15 protein-coding genes are annotated in these 18,162 nt (G+C 69.2%); 10 read left to right on the top strand and 5 right to left on the bottom strand.

Features of this window, described 5'->3' with window-relative positions; all coding sequences use genetic code 11:
• Positions 1–122 precede the first annotated feature (122 nt).
• The 7 genes from AC1RRR_RS05940 to AC1RRR_RS05910 all read left to right on the top strand — a co-directional run bounded on the left by AC1RRR_RS05940 (position 123) and on the right by AC1RRR_RS05910 (position 8,465).
• Entirely contained in the window at positions 123–431 is a 309-nt protein-coding gene (locus tag AC1RRR_RS05940; RefSeq protein ID WP_492811321.1) for a PepSY domain-containing protein, read from the top strand.
• A gap of 26 nt (positions 432–457) precedes the next feature.
• Positions 458–1,135, top strand: a complete 678-nt coding sequence (locus tag AC1RRR_RS05935; RefSeq protein ID WP_492811319.1) for a winged helix-turn-helix domain-containing protein — start codon at positions 458–460, stop codon at positions 1,133–1,135.
• Positions 1,136–2,455, top strand: a complete 1,320-nt coding sequence (locus AC1RRR_RS05930; RefSeq protein WP_492811317.1) for a sensor histidine kinase — start codon at positions 1,136–1,138, stop codon at positions 2,453–2,455.
• Positions 2,456–2,545: 90 nt separating this feature from the next.
• Complete coding sequence (locus tag AC1RRR_RS05925; protein ID WP_492811316.1) at positions 2,546–3,895, top strand: TolC family protein; 1,350 nt, start codon at positions 2,546–2,548, stop codon at positions 3,893–3,895.
• The gene (locus AC1RRR_RS05920) at positions 3,892–4,791 is read left to right on the top strand and encodes a hypothetical protein (protein WP_492811314.1); all 900 of its coding nucleotides are present in this window, start codon (positions 3,892–3,894) and stop codon (positions 4,789–4,791) included. Before AC1RRR_RS05925 ends, AC1RRR_RS05920 begins: the two co-directional genes overlap by 4 nt.
• A gap of 3 nt (positions 4,792–4,794) precedes the next feature.
• Positions 4,795–7,881: an efflux RND transporter permease subunit gene (locus tag AC1RRR_RS05915; RefSeq protein WP_492811312.1), complete on the top strand. Its 3,087-nt coding sequence runs from the start codon at positions 4,795–4,797 to the stop codon at positions 7,879–7,881.
• Complete coding sequence (locus AC1RRR_RS05910) at positions 7,878–8,465, top strand: cation efflux transmembrane domain-containing protein (RefSeq protein WP_492811310.1); 588 nt, start codon at positions 7,878–7,880, stop codon at positions 8,463–8,465. Before AC1RRR_RS05915 ends, AC1RRR_RS05910 begins: the two co-directional genes overlap by 4 nt.
• On the opposite strand, the gene AC1RRR_RS05905 is transcribed toward AC1RRR_RS05910, so the two are convergent.
• Positions 8,462–9,274, bottom strand: a complete 813-nt coding sequence (locus AC1RRR_RS05905) for a phosphatase PAP2 family protein (RefSeq protein WP_492811308.1) — start codon at positions 9,272–9,274, stop codon at positions 8,462–8,464. The genes AC1RRR_RS05910 and AC1RRR_RS05905 overlap by 4 nt on opposite strands.
• 419 nt (positions 9,275–9,693) lie before the next feature.
• Between AC1RRR_RS05905 and AC1RRR_RS05900 the strand changes: the two genes are divergently transcribed.
• The 3 genes from AC1RRR_RS05900 (at position 9,694) to AC1RRR_RS05890 (ending at position 13,950) form a co-directional block, all read left to right on the top strand.
• On the top strand, positions 9,694–12,129 hold the full coding sequence (locus AC1RRR_RS05900; RefSeq protein ID WP_492811306.1) for a TonB-dependent receptor: 2,436 nt from the start codon (positions 9,694–9,696) through the stop codon (positions 12,127–12,129).
• 26 nt (positions 12,130–12,155) lie between these two features.
• Positions 12,156–12,875 carry a phosphatase PAP2 family protein gene (locus AC1RRR_RS05895; RefSeq protein ID WP_492811304.1) on the top strand — a complete coding sequence of 240 codons (720 nt, stop codon included), beginning with the start codon at positions 12,156–12,158 and terminating at the stop codon, positions 12,873–12,875.
• A gap of 70 nt (positions 12,876–12,945) precedes the next feature.
• Positions 12,946–13,950 (top strand): YncE family protein, encoded by a 1,005-nt coding sequence (locus tag AC1RRR_RS05890; RefSeq protein ID WP_492811302.1) that lies wholly within the window; start codon positions 12,946–12,948, stop codon positions 13,948–13,950.
• Here AC1RRR_RS05890 and AC1RRR_RS05885 read toward each other — a convergent pair.
• From AC1RRR_RS05885 to AC1RRR_RS05870, 4 genes are all read right to left on the bottom strand, one after another.
• A complete protein-coding gene (locus tag AC1RRR_RS05885; RefSeq protein ID WP_492811300.1) occupies positions 13,947–15,350 on the bottom strand; it encodes a sensor histidine kinase in 1,404 nt (467 codons plus the stop codon). The two genes, AC1RRR_RS05890 and AC1RRR_RS05885, sit on opposite strands and share 4 nt — an antisense overlap.
• A complete protein-coding gene (locus AC1RRR_RS05880; protein ID WP_492811299.1) occupies positions 15,347–16,072 on the bottom strand; it encodes a winged helix-turn-helix domain-containing protein in 726 nt (241 codons plus the stop codon). The genes AC1RRR_RS05885 and AC1RRR_RS05880 overlap by 4 nt, the downstream gene beginning before the upstream one ends.
• 65 nt (positions 16,073–16,137) lie before the next feature.
• Complete coding sequence (locus AC1RRR_RS05875; RefSeq protein ID WP_492811297.1) at positions 16,138–17,433, bottom strand: class I SAM-dependent methyltransferase; 1,296 nt, start codon at positions 17,431–17,433, stop codon at positions 16,138–16,140.
• Between the two features lie 53 nt (positions 17,434–17,486).
• Positions 17,487–18,029 carry a hypothetical protein gene (locus AC1RRR_RS05870; protein ID WP_492811295.1) on the bottom strand — a complete coding sequence of 181 codons (543 nt, stop codon included), beginning with the start codon at positions 18,027–18,029 and terminating at the stop codon, positions 17,487–17,489.
• Positions 18,030–18,162: the final 133 nt, after the last annotated feature.

Raw genomic sequence — 18,162 nt, 5'->3', positions numbered from 1 at the left:
AACCTGGCTCCGCGACGATTGGGAATCGGTAATGTCGCGGCCATCGTGGGCGAAGACGGGCAGGCGCATCGTGGGCGTCAGTCGGGGTCCTCGAGGATCCCGCTTTGAAAGGGAAGTCGCCCATGAAGAAGCTGATCATCGCCGCGGCCCTGATCGCCGCCGCCACGCCGGTCCTGGCCCAGACGGCCAAGACCTTCACCGGTCACGAGCTGGCCAAGTCCGCCAAGGTCTCGATGCAGGACGCCGAAGCCATCGCCCTGAAAGCCCGTCCGGGCGTGATCAAGGATCGTGAACTGGAAAAGGAGAAGGGCGGCAGCGGCCTGCGCTATACGTTCGATCTCGTCGGCAAGGACGGCAAGAAATACGAAGTCGGTGTCGACGCCGCCGATGGCAAGGTCCTCGAGAACGGTCTCGACAACGACAAGGACTAGGCGGTCTCCGGGAGCACGATGACGGCATGAAGATTTTGCTGGTCGAGGACGACAAGGAGGCCGCCGCCTATCTGCGGCGCGCCTTGTCGGAAGCGGGTCACACCATGGACCACGCGGCCAATGGCCGTGAGGGGCTGATGCTGGCCGCCGGCGAACCCTATGACGTCATCGTGCTGGATCGCATGCTGCCTCAGCTGGACGGCCTGGCCATCCTGCGCACCATCCGCTCGGCCGGGGTCAAGACTCCGGTCCTGCTGCTGACGGCGCTGGGCGGCATCGACGATCGGGTCGAGGGCCTGGAGGCGGGCGGCGACGACTATCTGGTCAAGCCGTTCGCCTTCGCCGAGTTCCTGGCCCGGGTGAACGCCCTGGCGCGCCGACCGCCCCCTCAGGAAATGGTCTCGGCTCTGCAGGTGGCCGACCTGCGTCTGGATTTGCTCAAGCGCTCGGTCACCCGCGCCGGCCAGCGCATCGACCTGCAGCCGCGCGAGTTCCAGCTGCTTGAGTACCTGATGCGCAACGCCGGACGGGTCGTGACCCGGACCATGCTGCTGGAAAGCATCTGGGAGTTCCACTTCGACCCCAAGACCAACATCGTCGAAACCCACATGAGCCGGCTGCGCGGCAAGGTCGACCGGGGTCATGCCCAGGAGCTGATCCACACGGTGCGCGGCGCCGGCTACTGCCTGCGCGAGCCCGACTAGGTGCTGCGCTCGACCAGCCTGCGCCTGGCGGTTCTCTACACCCTGGGCTTCGCGCTCTCGGTGGTGCTGCTGGGCGCGCTGACCCTCTACAGCACGCGCGCGGCCCTGTCGGACCAGTTCGACGCGCGTATCCGGTCTGAATCCGCCGCCTTGGCCCAGGAGTTCGCCACCGAGGGGTTGGATGGCGTCGTCCAGGCGGTGCGCGAGCGCGATCGCACGCCGGGCGCACTCGACTACGGCCTGATCGGGCCGGATGGCCGGTCGCTGGCCGGCCGCTTTTCGAGCACTGCGGCCAAGCCGGGCTGGGCGACCCTGGCCGCGCCCCAGCGCGACGGGGAGGTCGAGCCCATCCGCGTGCTCACCACGGTGCTGCCGGACGGCTACCGTCTGATCGTGGGTGACGATGAGGAGCGTATCGAGGCCCTCGACACCGTCGTCCTTCGCGGTTTCGCCGGCGCCTTGGCCGGCGTGGTCATCATCGGCGTGGCTGGGGGGCTGGCCTTCAGCCGCGACGTCCACCGGCGGCTCTCCGCCATCTCGGGCACGGCGGAGGCGATTATCGATGGCGATTTGAATCGGCGCGTGCCCGCGCGCGGCTCTACCGACGACATCGATCGGCTGGCCCATACTTTCAACCGCATGCTGGACCGGATCGGCGCCCTCATGGAGAGCCTGCGCCAGGTCTCCAACGACGTGGCCCACGATCTACGCACGCCGCTGACGCGGCTGCGGCAGCGCCTGGAGGCGGCCCAGAGTTCGCCGGGCGAACAGGCCGAGGCCATCGATGGGGCGCTGGGTGATCTCGACTCCATCCTGGAGACCTTCGCGGCCCTGTTGCGGATCGCCCAGATCGAGGGCGGCGCGCGACGAGCGGGCTTCCGGCAGGTGCGCCTGCGCACGCTGGCCGCTACGGTGGTCGACGCCTTCGCGCCCTCAGCCGAGGAGGCGGGCCAGTCCCTGTGGCTGGAGGCCGGCGAAGACCCGGTGATCGAAGGCGACGCCGAGCTTCTGACCCAGATGCTGGTCAACCTGATCGAGAACGCGCTGCGCCATACGGGCGAGGGGGCGCAGGTCCGGGTGGGGATCGGCCTGAGCGACCGCGCGCCGGTCTTGTGGGTCGTCGACAACGGGCCCGGCGTCCCGGCCGGCGAGCACGCGCGCCTGTTCGACCGCTTCTACCGCCTCGAGCGCAGCCGCTCGGATCCGGGCAACGGCCTGGGCCTGTCGCTGGTCGCCGCCGTCGCCAAGCTGCACGAGGCCACTGTGCGCCTGAGCGACGCCGAGCCTGGTCTGCGGGCCGAGGTCGTCTTCCCGCGCTGACTTGTCGCGGCAAGATTGGGAATTCGCAATCTTGCAGCCATGCGACCGTCAAGCGGTGCAGTCTAAGCCAAAAGGATCGAGGAGATCCGGATGAGCACCTCTCTGAAACCGCTCGCCATGGCCATGGTCGGTCTGAGCCTGTCGGCCTGCGTGGCCTATGCGCCGGCGCCCGTGCGGCTGGAGGCCTATCCGGATCATCGCGCGGTGGCTCATCTGTCCGCGCCGGCCGACGGCCATGCCTGGACGGGGGCCGAGCTGCTGGCCGAGGCGCTACGTAACAATCCGTCCGTCGCCGAGGCGGCGGCCAAGTACCGGACAGCCCGCGCGGCGGCCAAGGTTTCGCACGTGCCGCCCCCGGCCAGCCTGACCCTGACGGCCGAGTTCGCCAAGTCCGAGCCCAAGCAATGGCTGTACGGCGCCGTTTCGGACATCCCGCTGGACATTGGCGGCCGGCGCAAGGAACGGATCGGCGCCGCCGATTTGGCGGCCCTGCAGGCGCTCTACGATTACGGCGAAGCGGTCTGGACCGTCCGCACGGCGCTAGCCAAGGCGCGGACCGAGCGGCTGTTCGCCGACGAAGAGATCGCCCAGGCCCGCGAGGTCGAGGCCGTGCGCCAAGCTCGTGCCGATCGTCTGGACCAACGCGTCGCCGCAGGCGAGGACGATCGCAGCCTGGCCCTGACCGCGCGCGGCGAGCTGGAGACGGCTCGCCGCCGCGTGACCGACGCCCTGGGTCGCCGCGCCGCCGCCGACGCGGCGCTGGCCGGAGCGTTGGGTCTACCGGTCTCGGCGGTGCGTGATCTGCGCCTAACGCCGGTAGCGCCGCCGGCCAACCTCGATGTCCCGGCCGCCGCACGAACCGTCGCCCTAACCCGGCGCGACGTCCTGCGGGCGGTGGTCGACTATGACCTCGCCGAAAGCGCCCTGCGGCTAGAAATCGCCAAGCAATATCCGGAGGTCCGCATCGGGCCCGGCTACACCTATGATCACGGCGTTGCCAAGCTGCCGTTCAACCTGGCCCTGACCCTGCCGCCGCAGGACCTCAACCGCGCCGCCATCGCTCAGGCCGAGGCCAAGCGCGCCGAGGCTGGACGCTCGCTCGAAGCCGTTCAGGCCGCCGCGCTCTCGGCCGTCGACGCCGCTGAAGCGGCCCTGGCCGCGGCGCGGACCACGACGGCCCAGGTCCAGGATCGCGACATTCCCAACGCCGACGCCCTCGCGGCGGCGACCGCCCGCAGCCTGAAGGCCGGCGCCGCCGACCGTGTCGACGATCTGGGCGCACGGGCCCTGGCGCTGGAGACGCGGCTCAACCTGCTCGACGCCCGCAAGGCCCAAGCCTTGGCCGGGGTCGATCTGGAGGACGCCCTGCGCGCGCCCTTCGATCCGGCCGAACTCAACTTGCTCGAAACCGCGTCCCGCACCCTAGGAGACGGACAATGAAGTCTGGCGCGAAAACCAGCGCCCTGGCGGCCCTGATGGCGGTCGCCTTCGCCGGCCATGCCTTCGCGGGCGTCGAGCTGGACGCGGCGACCCAGAAGCGCCTGGGCGTGACTACTGCCCCTCTGGCGGCGGCGCGTTATGCCGGCACGATCAACGGCTTTGCCCGCGTGCTGGACCCCGTGCCGCTGGCGACCCTGGACAGCGACCTGCTGGCCGCCCAGGCCGCCGCCCGGGCCTCGGCCGCGGAGGCCGCCCGAACCAGAGCGCTGGCGGCCGCCGACGCCACTATTTCGCTTAAGACCGCCCAAGCCGCCCAAGCGGTGGCCAGCGCCGACGCCGCCAAGCTGGCCCTGTTGCGTCGTCGCGTTGGGCTGGAATGGGGCTCGGCCTTCGTGGCTGACGGGCCCCGAGCCCGGTTGCTGGCCGATCTGGCGGCCGGTCGCGCGGCCCTGGTGCGGATCGACGCGCCGGCCGGCGCGGCCAGCGCTCGCAGCGTCCAGCTGGAACTCAGTGGTGGCGAGAGGCCCGTCGTGACCCTGCTCGGCTCTGCGCGGACGGCCGACATCCGCCTGCAGTCAGGTGGCCTGATCGGCGTGGTGCGCGGGCCGGCGGCCGGTCGGCTGGCGGCGGGTCTTACCGCACCGGCCGTGCTCAGCGGACCAGTGGGAACGACCGGCATCCTCGCGCCGCGATCAGCGGTGATGCGCGCCCAAGGCAAGGTCTTCATCTACGTCCGCCAGGACCCGACCCATTTCGAGCGCCGCGTCCTGAGCGGCGTCGTCCCGCAGGCGGATGGCCTGTTCGCCACAGGCGGCGCGACGCCGGGCGAGCCAGTGGCAGTGTCCGGCGCGGCGGCGATCTTCGCGGCCGAGAACGCCCCCAAGGGCGGAGACTGATCCATGCTCAGCGCCATTGTCCGCTGGTGCCTGGAAAGGCCCCGCCTCGTCGCGCTCGGCGCGGCCCTGCTGCTGATCTATGGCGGCGTGGTCCTGTCCCACGCCAAGTTCGACGTCTTTCCCGAGTTCGTCCCGGCCCAGGCCGAGATCTCGACCGAAGCGCCGGGCCTGACCGCCCAGCAGGTCGAGCAGCTGGTGACTCGGCCGGTCGAGCAGGCCGTCAACGGTGCCTCGGGCGTCCAGACCGTGCGCTCGGAGTCCCTTCAGGGTCTGTCGTCGGTCAGCGTCGTCTTCAAGGAGGGCTCCGATCCCTACCGCGCCCGCCAGGTGGTGGCCGAGGCCCTGGGCGAAGTGGCCGGGACCCTGCCGGCGGGTGTCGCCCCGCCCAAGGTCGCGCCGCTGACCTCCTCGACCATGGACCTGCTGAAGATCGGCTTCACCTCCGACCGCCTGTCGCCGATGGAGCTGCGCGATCTTGTCCAATGGACCGTCCGACCCCGGGTGCTGGCGGCCGCCGGCGTGGCGCGCGCCACCGTCTATGGCGGCGAAGTCCGTCGCTTCGAGGTCCGCGCCCGGCCTGACGATCTGGCCGCCCGCGATCTGTCACTGGCGGACCTCGTCACAGCCGTGAAGGCGGCGACCGGCGTTAGCGGCGGGGGCTTCATCGACACGCCCGAGCAGCGGATCCTGATCGACGCGCGCGGCCAGGCCCTGACGCCCGGCGACATCGGCGCCGCGCCGATCCCGAGCGCCGCCGGCGGGGCGCCGGTCCGTGTCAGCGACGTCGCCGACGTGGTCGACGCTGCCGCGCCGGACGTCGGCGAGGCGGTGATCATGGGCAAGCCCGGCGTGCTGATCAGCCTGTCCAGCCAGTACGGGGCCAACACTCTGGACGCGACCCACGCCGTCGAGGCGGCGATGGCGGAGCTGAAGCCCGCCCTCGACAGCCAGGGCGTCAAGGTGTTCGCCGACCTGCACCGGCCGGCCAACTTCATCTCCGCCGCGCTGGGCGGCATCACCGAGGACCTGGTGATCGGCGCGGTGCTGATCGCGCTGGTCCTGCTGCTGTTCATGCGCAATCTGCGCGCGGTGCTGGTCTCGTTCATCTCGATCCCGCTGTCGCTGCTGACGGCGGTCATCGTGCTGGACGCCCTGGGCTGGACCATCAACACCATGACCCTGGGCGGCCTGGCCGTGGCGCTGGGCGTGGTGGTCGACGACGCGGTCATCGACGTCGAGAACATCGTCCGTCGCCTGCGCGAGCGCGGTGAGCAGCCGGCGGTCGAGGTCGTGCTCGGCGCTTCGCTGGAGGTGCGCGCGCCGGTGATCTACGCCACCGTCGTGGTCGCCCTGGTCCTGGCCCCGGTCCTGATGCTGGGCGGCCTGCAAGGCGCGTTCTTCTCGCCCCTGGCCGCCGCCTTCATCCTGGCCACGGCCGCTTCCCTGGCCGTGGCCGTGGTGGTGACCCCACCGCTGGCCCTGCTGTTGCTGGGCAACGCCCATGTGCCTGAGGAGCCCCGGGCGCTGGAACGCGCCAAGGTCTGGCATGAGGGCGTCCTGACCCGCGCCAGCGGCCGGCCCGGCTTGGCCGTCATCGGCGTGGTCGCCGCCGCGGCGCTGACCGGCGCCGGCTTCCTGCTGTTCAATTCCGAGTTGCTGCCCAACTTCCGCGAAGGCCACTTCGTGCTGGGCGTCGCCGGTCCGCCCGGGACCTCGCTGGGCGTCATGCGCAAGTACGGGGAGGGGATCACCCACGACCTCCTGGCCGTCGACGGCATCCAGAGCGTCGAGCAGCAGATCGGCCGCGCGTCTGGGGGGGAGGACGCCTTCGGGACCGAGCGAAGCGAGTTCCACGTCGAGCTGAAGCCCAAGCTGTCGGGTAAGGACCAGGACCGCATCCAGGAAGAGATCCACAAGGTCCTCGACAGCTATCCGGGCCTGGAGACCGAGGTGCTGACCTTCCTTGGCGACCGCATCGGCGAGTCCCTGTCGGGCGAGACCGCGTCCCTGGCCGTCGGCATCTACGGCGCCGATCTCGATACGCTGGACAAGACGGCCGCCCACATCGCCGCGGTCATGGAGAAGGTCCCCGGCGCGACCGACGTGAAGATCCAGATCCCGCCAAGCACGCCCGTGGTCCGCGTCGACCTGAACCTGCCGGCCTTGGCCCGCTACGGCCTGGCCCCGGCCGAGGTGCTGGATGCGATCCAGACGGCCTATCAGGGCGCGGTGGCGGCGCAGGTCTATCAGGAGAGCCGGGCCCTCGACATCGCGGTGACGACGCCGCCGGAGGTTCGCCAGGACCCCGAGGCCGTCGGCGACCTGCTAATCCGCGCCCAGGGCGGCCAGGTCGTAGCGCTGAAGGACATCGCCAAGGTCTATCTGACCGACGGCCGGACCAGCATCGCCCACGAAGGCGGCCGGCCGCGCCAGGTGGTGACGGCCAACCCCGCGCCCAAGGACGCCCAGAAGGTGACCAAGGCGGTGCAGGACGCCATCGCTAAGTCGGTCAAGCTGCCGCCCGGCGTCTATCTGGACTACAGCGGCACGGCCGAGGGCGCGGCGAGCGCCGGGCGGCAGCTGCTGTTCAATGTCGCCATCGCCCTGATCGGCGTGGTGGCGGTGCTGCTGATCACTTTCCGCAGCGGCCGGTCGGTGGGGCTGATCCTGGCCTCGGCGCCGTTCGCCCTGGTGGGCGGGGTCGTGGCCGTGGCCTTCACCGGCGCCAGCCTGTCGCTAGGTTCGTTAGTTGGCTTCGTGACCCTGTTCGGGGTGGCGGCCCGCAACGCCATCTTGCTGGTGTCGCACCTGGACCACCTGGTGCTGGTCGAGGGCGAGGCCTGGTCGCTGGCCGCCATCGCGCGAGCGACGCGGGAGCGGGTGACGCCGATCCTGATGACCGCCCTGGTGACGGCGCTGGGCGTGCTGCCCCTGGCCATCCAGACCGGGCAGGCCGGCCGGGAAATCCAGGGGCCGATGGCCATCGTCATCCTCGGCGGTCTGATCACCTCCACCATCGCCAGCCTCGTGGTCCTGCCCAGCCTGATCTGGCGCTTTGGACGGCCTCCGGTGTCGGGCGCTCCCGCATGAAACCGGTCGGCGCCCAGCTGGCCCGCGCCGTCCTGATCGTCGCCCTGCTCAATCTTGCCTATTTCGGTGTGGAGTTCGCGGTCGCCGTCCGCATCGAGTCCGCCTCGCTGCTGGCGGACGCGGTCGACTTCCTCGAGGACGCGACCGTCAACCTGCTGATCCTGGTCGGACTGGGCTGGACCGCCGCGAACAGAGCCAGTCTTGGCCGGGTATTGGCGTTGTTGCTGCTCGCGCCCGCCCTGGCGTTCCTCTGGACCCTCTGGCGCAAACTACAGGCGCCGGTGGTTCCCGCGCCGGACCTGCTGTCGCTGACCGGGTTGGGGGCTCTGATCGTCAACCTCAGCTGCGCCTTCCTCCTGGCGCGCTACAGGGACCATGAAGGCAGCCTGACCAAGGCCGCCTTCCTGTCGGCGCGCAACGACGCCATCGCCAATGTCGGGATCATCCTGGCGGCGGGCCTCACCGTCGTGACGCGATCCATTTGGCCCGATCTCCTGGTCGGCTGCGCCATCGCCTGCATGAACATCGACGCCGCACGGGAAGTCCTGGCGGCCGCTCGGGGCGAGAGCGACGCCGAGGCCTAGAAGGCGCTATTGGGCGCGGCGTGAAGATACGGCCCGTAGAGGCGTTGGGCCTTGCCGAAAGCGTGAGGGCCCAACGCCACCGCGACGATCGCTACGGCGGCGATGAAGGCCACGCCATCGCGCGTGGGGCGCGTGTCCGGCCTGGCGCCGGCGGCGAAGGCGATGGCCAGGCTCGCCAGCGCGCCGCCCAGCGCCATGCCGGCGACGACGTCCGAGGGCCAGTGCGCGCCGACATAGACCCGGGAGACGGCCGTCACGAGAACGGCGGCGCAGGCCAGCAGCCAGGCCAGGGGCCGCCAGCGGCGGGCGAGACCGCGCGACGCCATCCAGGCGAGAGTCGGGTAGAGAGCCGCGGCCGAGGTCGCATGGCCGCTGGGGAAGCTGTAGGCCTGGGCGCCGGAATAGAGCGCCGAAGGGCGCGCGACGTGGAAGGCGGTCTTGAAGGCCGGGGTGATCAGCGCCGAACCCGCCATGACGAATACCAAGGCGAGCGCCCACCGCCACCGTCGCCGCCAAAGCAGATAGAGCGTGGCCAGGACGGTGATCGCGGTGCGCTGGCTGCCATCGCCCAGCGCGGAGGCCATCATCATGAGGTTGTCGAGCCAGGGCGCGCGCAGGCCCCGGAGCTGGCCGGCGAGCGCTGCATCGGTCCGGACGATGGGTCCTTGACTAACGACGTCCGCGCCCAGCTTGAGCACGTAGAGCACGAGCAGGACGCTGAGACCGACGGCGATCAGGCGCCAATGGACGAGCACGCGGTCGGCGATCACGCCAAGCGCTGTCTGGGGAGGCGTGTAGGGCTGAGGCATCGGATCTTCCGCGCGCGGGGCGGATCCGCGAGCGCGGCAGAATGCGATCTCTAACCTTGGCGGTAGGTGGCCGGAACTATACAAAACCCCAAGGTTTCAGGTAGGCGTAGAGTCGCGCGCTTCTGAGCAATTGGAAGTCGAAGTCGGATCCTATCTGCCAAATGGGCCCAAGATGCTGCCGGCGGCTTTGTATTGAGTCAACTGTCGGCAACATTGAGATATCTCAATCTTTCGGCCTTTCGCTCCGGTCGTCTGAAATTCGCTTGTAGAACAACGACGTCCATCGCTGATGCGAAAGTGTAGTCGTTCGGACATCAAGTCTTCACACGCCAAGCCGTCCCCGGCCGACTAATCCGCCGCCGAACCCGACCGGAGCGCTCCCTTTCGCTTCGATCGTCAGTGAACGGGGGATAAAACCGATGACGAAGTTCTCGAAGGCGCGCCTGGAGGTCCTGGCCTCGGCGTCGATGCTGGCCCTGGCGCTGTGCGCGGGCCTGGCCAACGTGGCCCATGCGGCCGACGGCCCGGCGCCTGAGCAGGAAAAGGAAGTCGACGCAGTCGTGGTCACCGCGCTCAAGGGCCACGCGGCCAATGTCGCGCCGGTCTCGGCCTCGCTGACGGCGACCGAACCGCAGGCGGTGATCACCCGCAAGTTCATCGAGGAAAGCGCGCCGCGCGTCGGCGACTACACCACCACGGCCATCCTCGCGCCGTCGATGGCCACCATTCCCAATTCCAACGGTTCGGGCGCGACCGACGGGGCCAAGATCACCCTGCGCGGCTTCCAGGACGGCGAGTTCAACGTCACCTATGACGGCATCGCCTGGGGCGACACCAACGGTCCCAGCCACCACTCCAACTCGTTCTTCCCGTCCTCGACCATCGGCGGCGTGGTCATCGACCGCGGCCCGGGCCAAGCGACGGACCTGGGCCAGGCCAATTTCGGCGGCTCGGTGAACCTGTTCTCGCTGCCGTTCGAGGACAAGATGTCGGCCCGTCAGACCCTGACGCTGGGCAGCTTCGGCACGAAACAGGCCGTGACCACCCTGGCCACCGGCCCGATCGCCAAGCTGAACGGGGTCAACGCCACCCTGAACTTCATGGAGTACAAGACCGACGGCTACCTGACCAACAGCGCCAGCGACGGCTACAACCAGTTCCTGAAGGTCGGCGCGCCGCTGGGCGAGAAGTGGAACCTGACGGCCCTCTACACCCACAACTACAACACCTACTACCAGGGCGACGCGAGCGGCAACGCCACGGTCGCCCAGACGGAGCTCTACGGGAGGCGGTTCGCGCTGAGCGACGACCCGACCCTGCAGACCTACAAGGGCTACAACTACACCAAGAAGGAAACCGAGTTCGGCTATGTCCGCCTGGAGGGCGAGCTGGCCGAGGGGCTGCGAGTCCAGAACACAGCCTACGAGTACTGGTATTCGAACAAGACCCTGTCGGCCAACGACAACGGCGCGGACGCCTCGATCGGCGCCACGGCGCTGGCGGCGGCCAACAAGGTGATCCTGATCCCGGCCGCGGCCTATCCGGCCGGCGGCGCGGGCTACGCCTCGGGTCTGAAGGTCAACGGCCTGCCGGGCTATCTCAAGCGCAACAAGTACCGCGTGCGCGGCGATATCCTGAAGTTCACCAAGGACTTCGACGCCGGTGTTCTCACGGTCGGCGCGGAGTACGAGCTGGCCAAGACGGGCCGCTCGCGGCTCGACATCGACCTGATCACCAAGGCGCCGGACTATCGCGAGAAGGCCGCCCTGGTCGCTGGCGACAGCGCCTGCGGTGACTGGGCCAAGCAGAGCGCGCCGGGCAAGGCGTGGGACGGCGCCTGCCAGGTGCCGCTGAACATTGCCTACAACGAATATTCCGGCTGGCATCAGTACCAGCCCTTCGCCCAGTTCGAGTGGAAACCGAACGACCGGCTGACCGTGACGCCGGGCGTCAAGTACGTGCACTTCAAGCTCTATGTCCGTGCGCCCGCGGTGGCCGTGAAGGGCTCAATCCAGCCTGCGGACGTCTCGGGGACCTTCACCAAGACCCTGCCGTTCCTGACGGCCAACTACCGCGTGGCGTCGAACTGGTCCGTTTACGGACAATATGCCCAGGGCTTCCTGGTCCCCAGCATCAGCATCTTCTATGTCAACAATCCCGGCTCCAACAAAGTGGTGCCGCAGGAGTCGACCAACTACCAGATCGGCACGGTCTATAACGCTGGCAACCTGACCCTGGACGCCGACGCCTACTACATCGACTTCAAGCACAAGATCCAAACCCAGACCGAGCTGACCACCGGCGAGACCTTCCAGACCAACTTCGGCGGCGCGACCTACAAGGGCGTTGAGCTGCAGGCGACCTATGTGCTGCCCTACGGCTTCAGCGTCTTCGCCAACGGCACGGTCAACCAGGCCACCGGCAAGGACGATCCGCTGAACCCCGGCTACAATGGCCACCAGCTGGCCAAGGTCCCGCGCGGCACGGCGGCGCTGGGTGTCCGGTCGGAACGTCACGACGTCCTGGCCCAGGGTGACAACCTGATCGTCACGCTGAACGACAAGTTGATCGGTCCGCAACTGGCCACCGCTGCTTCGGGAACCACGCCGCCGACGGGTCTCGTGAAGTCGTTCAACCAGGCCGACCTCTCGGCCACCTATCATCTGGGTCACTACAGCCTGCAGGCCCAGGTCCTGAACCTGTTCGACACCAACGACATCACCTCGTTCAAGGGCAAGGCTCTGCTGGCCGGCACGAACCTGCCGGCCGAGACGGTCGCCCAGGGCGGGGCGGCCAATGTGTTCACCTATCAAGTCGGCCGCAGCTACCAGATCACCCTCAAGGCCGCGTTCTGACGCGCGTCCTGGACAAGGAATTTCCCATGCTCCGTCATCTCCTGATCAGCGCGGCGATCATCGCCGCGCCCCTGCCGGCGATCGCCCAGACCGCGCCCGCCAAGCCCGAGAAGGTTCTGCAGCTGCTGGTTCCGGCCGATGTCGATCCGGCCCGCCTGCTGCCGCCGCCGCCTGCCGAAGGCTCGGCCGCCGAGAAGGCCGACCTGGCCGAGATCCGCCGTATCATCGCCGAGGCCTCGCCCGAGCGCCGCGCCCAGGCCAAGTGGGATGACGACCACGAGGATCCCTCGATGTTCGTCCCGACCTTGGGCGAGCGGTTCGACATGGCCAAGCTCCCGGCCACGGACGCCGTCCTGAGCATCGTCAAGAACGACGCCTCGATCGCGGCCGGCGGCGCCAAGAAGCTCTTCCTGCGCAAGCGTCCCTGGGCCGTCGACGCCTCGATCCAGAGCTGCGATCCGGGCGACAAGCCGCTGACCTCGTATCCCAGCGGCCACTCGACCCTGGGCTATTCGCTGGCCATGACGCTGGCGGTGCTGATCCCGGAGAAGGCCCAGGTGCTGATGACGCGGGGCCAGGACTACGCCTACAGTCGCGTGGTCTGCGGTTCGCACTACGTCACCGACACCCGCGCCAGCCAGGCCTTGGCGGCCGCCTTCGTCGCCACGCTGCTGAAAGACCCGGCCTTCCAGGCCAAGCTCTCGGCCGCGCACGCCGAGCTCAAGGGCGCGGGCCTGGCCCAGTAAGAAAATCGATGTGGCCGGCGCCGAGCGGCGGCGTCGGTCACCGTCTCCGACACTGTACGAGGACTACCGCATGAAGATCGTTTCTCTCGCCCTGGCCGCCGGCCTGGCGCTTGTCGGCGCCGCCGACGCAGCTGCGCCGCCGCTGAAGATCACCCAGCGCATCGCCGGGCCCGACGGCCCGTGGGACTACGCCAATTTCGATCCGGCCCATCACCGGCTCTACGTCGCGCATGGCGCGATGATCACCGCCATCGACGTCGACACCGGCAAGGTGACGCCCAGCCTGCTGCCGGCCCAGAAGGCGCACATCGCCTTACCGCTGCCGGGCGGCGACGAGATCCTGGTCACCAACGGGGCGAGCAACACCGCGGTCCTGGCTGACGCCATGACCGGCGCGGTGCGGGCCACCATTCCCACCGGCACGAGCCCTGACGCGGCCCTGATCGAGCCGACGACCGGCCTGGCCCTGGTCATGAACGGCCACGGCGGCGACATCACCCTGATCGACCTGAAGGCCGGTCAAGCGGTCGGCGCGATCCCGGTCGGCGGCACGCTGGAATACGGCGCGGCCGACGGAGAGGGCCGGGTGTTCGTCAATATCGAGGACACCGGCGAGATCGTCGTCATCGACGTGGCCGCGCGCAAGGTAACCGCCAAGTGGAAGCTGGACGGCTGCGAAGAGCCCAGCGGCCTGGCCTATGCGGCGTCCTCGAAGGTGCTGATCTCGGCCTGCGCCAACGGCGTGGCCAAGGCCGTGTCGGCCGTCGACGGCAAGATCGTTTCGACCCTGAAGATCGGTCCCAAGCCGGACGCGGCCTTCTTCGATCCGGCGCGCAACCTGGCCTACATTCCCAGCGGCGGCGACGGCACGCTGTCGGTGATCGCGGTGCGCAGCGCCACCGACGTGGCGGTGGTTGGCAGGATCACGACTCAGCCGGGCTCCAAGACCGGTACGATCGATCCGACGACTGGCAAGGTCTACCTGCCGTCGGCCAAGTACGACGCGCCCGCCAAGCCCGGCGGTAAGCCGGCTCAGCAACCCGGGACCTTCGCGGTCCTGGTCCTGGACCGTTAGGCGTCCGGCTCCGTCGTCGGCGGAAAGACAAGATCGACCACAAGGCCCGGTCCGGCGTCGCCCAGCACCACGCGGGCGCCGCTGCGCCGGGCGATGGCCGCGACGATCGACAGGCCCAGGCCCGAGCCCTTAGTGGTGCGGCTGGCTTCCAGGCGCACGAAGGGCTTGAGGGCCGCCTCGCGGGCCTCGGCCGGCACGCCAGGGCCATCGTCCGATATCCGCAGGCGCGATCCGCTGTCGCCCGTCGAGGTCTCCAGCCTGATGCGCGCCCCGACCGGCGTATGGCGCAGGGCATTCTCCAGCAGGTTGGCGCAGACCTGGGCGATCAACGCCGGGTCGGCCGCCGCCGGGGCCGCGACGCAGGCCACGTCCAGGCGCCGGCCACTGGCCTCGATGTCCGGACGGAAGGCCTCGGCGACATGGGAGGCCGCGCCGGCCAGGTCCATGATCGCGTCCGGCCGGTCCTGACGGCTAATCTCCGAGAGCTGCAGCAGGGCGTCGAAGGTGCGCAGGATCTCGCCGACGTCGTCGTCCAGCCGGGCCACCGCCAGGGCCTGCGGTGAGGCCGGGTCCAGCGTGCCGCGCAGGCGCTCGATCTTATGCCGTAGCCTCGTCAGCGGCGTGCGCATGTCATGGGCGATGTCGGTGGTCACCTGGCGTAGCTGGTCGATCAGCGCGCCGATGCGATCGAGCATGCCGTTGAACGCTAGGGCCAGTTCGTCCAAATCGTCGGGCGTGCGGCTCGGTCGGACTGGCGTCCGGACATCGAGGCGTCCGGCCGAGACCAGCCGCGCCGACCGCGCCACCTGGGCGATGCGCCGCCAGGCCTGGATGTTGAAGGCGAACGAGGCGCCCAGGCAGAAGATCGCGCCCAGCGCGCCGCACAGGAACAACACCTGGTTCACGGCCCGCATTTGGCCGGCCGCGATCGCAAGGTCCTGGCCGACCGACAGCCGCGAGCCATCGGCCAGGCGTTCGGTAAACACCAGGAACCGGTGCCGGCTGGCGTCGGTGCGCGATGGGACGCCGGCCAGCTCGGTCCAGCCCATGGCGCTGGGCTCGGGCAGGCGGCCGGCCTCCAGGGTCCCGTCGGCCCGGACCAGGCGGTAGTCGAAGCCGCGCCACAGCCTCGTGCGCTTGGCGACCGTGTAGGGCAGATGTGGGCGGCCCTTCTGCACGACCTCGTCACGCAAGGAGGCGATCTCGCCCTTCACGTGCTCGCGCATGATGTCCCGGTCGAGCCGGCTGATGGCCGCCTGGGCGAGATAGCCCGCCAGGGCGAAAGCCAGGATGACGATGACGACCTGGGTCAGCGCCAGGCGCATGCCGGTGTTGTGGCTCAACCGAGCCAGCCCGCGCGGCGTTTCGGCCAGGGTCTCGCTGTCGGCGGGGCCCATCATGCTGACGGCGGCCGGACGACATAGCCTTCGCCGCGCACCGTGGCGATCAGCGACGGCGATCCGGCCGGATCGACCTTGGCGCGCAGGCGGCTGAGGTGGGTCTCGACGATGTTGGTGCGCGGGTCAAAGTGAAAACCCCAGACCTTCTCGAGCAGCATGGCGCGGGTGACGACCTGGCCTGCGTTCAGCATCAGATATTCGAGCAGCTTGTACTCGAGGGGCAGCAAGGCGATGGGCTGGCCGTCGCGCGTGGCCGCGCGTTCCAGGCGGTCCAGGGTCAGGTCCGCGCAATGGAGCAGGGTGCGTTCGCGCAGTGGCGCTGGCGAGCGGCGAGCGAGGGCGGCGACGCGGGCGTTGAGCTCGGCGAACGAGAACGGCTTGACCAGATAGTCATCGCCGCCGGCGTGCAGGCCATCGACGCGATCGGTCACCGCGCCCATCGAGGTGACGAAGAGGATCGGCGTCTGGACACCCGAGGCCCTGAGCCTGCCGACGACGGAGAGCCCGTCGAGGCCGGGGATCATCCGGTCGACGATCAGCACGTCGAAAGCGCCGGTCAGCGCCATTTCCAGGCCGGCAAGGCCATCATTGGCCAGTTTCGCCAGACAGCCCGCCGCGGTGAGCGCCTCGCACATGTGCTCGGCCGTCTCGCGTTCGTCCTCGATCACAAGGACTCGGATCGGCTCGGGCGCGCGGGCGGCGGAAACGGCGGGTTCAGTCATGGCGGGGCGCATTTCTCGAAGACCATCGGCGCTTTGCGTGACGCGCGCGCGACCGTGGCCGAAGGTCAGGGGACGGGACGCGGATACTTCAGTCGGCCCCAGCGGGCCCGCACCTCAGGATCGTCGGCGATCGCTTCGAGCAGGCGCAGCGACTCTTCCTCGCCGCGCACCGTCTCGCGCGTCGGCGGCGCGGCGTCAGGCCGCGAGGCCAGCTGCAGCTGGTAGACCACGAGCGACCCATGCCGGAAGGCTGCCTCCAGCGCCGACAGATAGTATTCCCACATCCGGCAGAAATGTTCGTCGAACAGCGCTGCGGTTTCCTCGCGGCGGGCCATGAAGGCTTCGCGCCAGGCCCGCAAGGTGCGGGCAGGGTGGTCACGCTGCTGTTCGACGTCGGTGATGGTCAGGCCGGCGCGCTCGGCCGATCGCGCGATGGCCGACAGCGAAGACGCATGGCCGCGCGGCCAGACATGCTTGGCCATCCAGGGGTCGTAGGGGCCGCCTCCGCCCGCGTGGCCAGTGGTGTGAAGCAACATAAGGCCGTCGGGCGCCAACCGCTTGCGGCAGGCCCGGAAGAAGGCCGTCTCGCCGCCCAGACCCGGATGCTGGAAAGAGGCCACCGAGACGATCCGGTCGAAGACTCCCTCGGCGCTGTGGCAGTCGGCCAGCCGGAAACCGACCCGGTCGGAGAGGCTTTCGGTGCGGGCCCGCACGGTCGCGCGGGCCAGCTGTCTGTAAGAGAGGGTCACGCCCAGTACGCTGGCCGCGCCGGCGACCTTGGCGAGGTAGATGGCGAGGCCGCCCCATCCGGAGCCGATATCCAGCACCCGATGGCGCGGCTCGATCATCAGCTTGGCGGCGATGTGGCGATCTTGCGCTCGCTGGGCGTCTGCCAGCGACTGGCCCGGCGTATCGAAATAGGCGCTGGAAAAGCGCCAGTCCGGGCCCAAGAAGTGACCGTAGAAGGCGTCGCCGATCTGATCGTGGCGGGCGGCCTCGCTTTGCGCGGCCGCATGATCGCTCATCCTGCGCCAGGCCGTGAGGCCAGCCCGCAGGCGGGCGAGCGCACCGGCGATCGGCGAAGAGGAGGCCCGGCCGTCGACGCGTATCCGGCAGAGGAGGTCGTAGACCGAGCCCTTCACCATCACCAGGCGCCCGGCCGTGAAGAGCTCGCCGATCTGTAGGCCGGGGTTACGCAGCAGCGCCCAAGCCGCCGTCTCGTCCGTCAAGCGCACGACCACGGGTTCGTCGGTCGGAGGGCCGACCCGGACCGTTTGGCTGGATGCAAGTTCAATATGCAGCGGGCCGTGCGTAACGAGCGGCGTCAACGCCCGGCGCAGCAAGGTGGCGGCCAAGGTCATCGGGTCCCCGTGTCTGGTTCGCTCGGGATCGACGCCATGGACGGGCGGGCGCCTCACCGTTTCTCGGATTCCGGCTCAACGCTGTCGCGGGCGACCAAATGGACCACGAGGTCGTGGCCATCGACCTTGCAGCCCGCGCTTATGAGTGCGCCGATCAAGCGTTCGATGGCTTCGGGGTTTTCGATGGCGATGGCTGTTTGAGCGCCGCCTCCGCGAACTTCAAGTTTCGTGGCGAAGGGAGCGGCATAGCGGATGGCGCGGCCATTCTCGGCGATAATTAACACCCGGGAAGCGACCAGGCCGCGGATCAGGACATAGACGTGCGACCGGCTCACATTCAGACCAAGGTCCCTGGCCCGAGCCCAGACCTCGCTGACCGACAGGGGCGAGTCCGTCTCGTCAAATATCCTCGCCAGCCGTTCGTGATCCCGGGTGAGGACGACACGTTGAGCGTGGCAGCTCTCGTCGATCGTCAGGCGCAGGCGCGGCGGCGCATCGCCGGGGGCGGCAGGGGACGAGGAGAAAACCGCTGTATATCGCTGGCGCAGGGCTCGGTCGCGGGCGTTCAGCTGGTCGACTGGAGGCGGATGAGCCATGGGAAGGTTCGATAAGCGGCCGGGGAGGGCGTTCGAACCCTTCCACTAGACCTCCCACGGACGATGTCGACGACCCGCTGACAATATTGGGAAATTGTATAGGCGCGGAAATCTTCCGGTCTGCTAAGCCGGT

This window comes from Caulobacter sp. GW821-FHT12D05, assembly GCF_058807295.1.
The sequence above is the reverse complement of the archived record's forward strand: the minus strand, read 5'-3'. Positions and strand labels throughout refer to the sequence as shown.

Excerpts from the sequence above, each read along its gene's own strand:
- AC1RRR_RS05940 (WP_492811321.1), top strand. The coding sequence starts at position 123 with ATGAAGAAGCTGATCATCGCCGCGGCCCTGATCGCCGCCGCCACGCCG.
- AC1RRR_RS05935 (WP_492811319.1), top strand. The coding sequence starts at position 458 with ATGAAGATTTTGCTGGTCGAGGACGACAAGGAGGCCGCCGCCTATCTG.
- AC1RRR_RS05925 (WP_492811316.1), top strand. The coding sequence starts at position 2,546 with ATGAGCACCTCTCTGAAACCGCTCGCCATGGCCATGGTCGGTCTGAGC.
- AC1RRR_RS05920 (WP_492811314.1), top strand. The coding sequence starts at position 3,892 with ATGAAGTCTGGCGCGAAAACCAGCGCCCTGGCGGCCCTGATGGCGGTC.
- AC1RRR_RS05915 (WP_492811312.1), top strand. The coding sequence starts at position 4,795 with ATGCTCAGCGCCATTGTCCGCTGGTGCCTGGAAAGGCCCCGCCTCGTC.
- AC1RRR_RS05910 (WP_492811310.1), top strand. The coding sequence starts at position 7,878 with ATGAAACCGGTCGGCGCCCAGCTGGCCCGCGCCGTCCTGATCGTCGCC.
- AC1RRR_RS05905 (WP_492811308.1), bottom strand. The coding sequence starts at position 9,274 with ATGCCTCAGCCCTACACGCCTCCCCAGACAGCGCTTGGCGTGATCGCC.
- AC1RRR_RS05900 (WP_492811306.1), top strand. The coding sequence starts at position 9,694 with ATGACGAAGTTCTCGAAGGCGCGCCTGGAGGTCCTGGCCTCGGCGTCG.
- AC1RRR_RS05895 (WP_492811304.1), top strand. The coding sequence starts at position 12,156 with ATGCTCCGTCATCTCCTGATCAGCGCGGCGATCATCGCCGCGCCCCTG.
- AC1RRR_RS05890 (WP_492811302.1), top strand. The coding sequence starts at position 12,946 with ATGAAGATCGTTTCTCTCGCCCTGGCCGCCGGCCTGGCGCTTGTCGGC.
- AC1RRR_RS05885 (WP_492811300.1), bottom strand. The coding sequence starts at position 15,350 with ATGATGGGCCCCGCCGACAGCGAGACCCTGGCCGAAACGCCGCGCGGG.
- AC1RRR_RS05880 (WP_492811299.1), bottom strand. The coding sequence starts at position 16,072 with ATGACTGAACCCGCCGTTTCCGCCGCCCGCGCGCCCGAGCCGATCCGA.
- AC1RRR_RS05875 (WP_492811297.1), bottom strand. The coding sequence starts at position 17,433 with ATGACCTTGGCCGCCACCTTGCTGCGCCGGGCGTTGACGCCGCTCGTT.
- AC1RRR_RS05870 (WP_492811295.1), bottom strand. The coding sequence starts at position 18,029 with ATGGCTCATCCGCCTCCAGTCGACCAGCTGAACGCCCGCGACCGAGCC.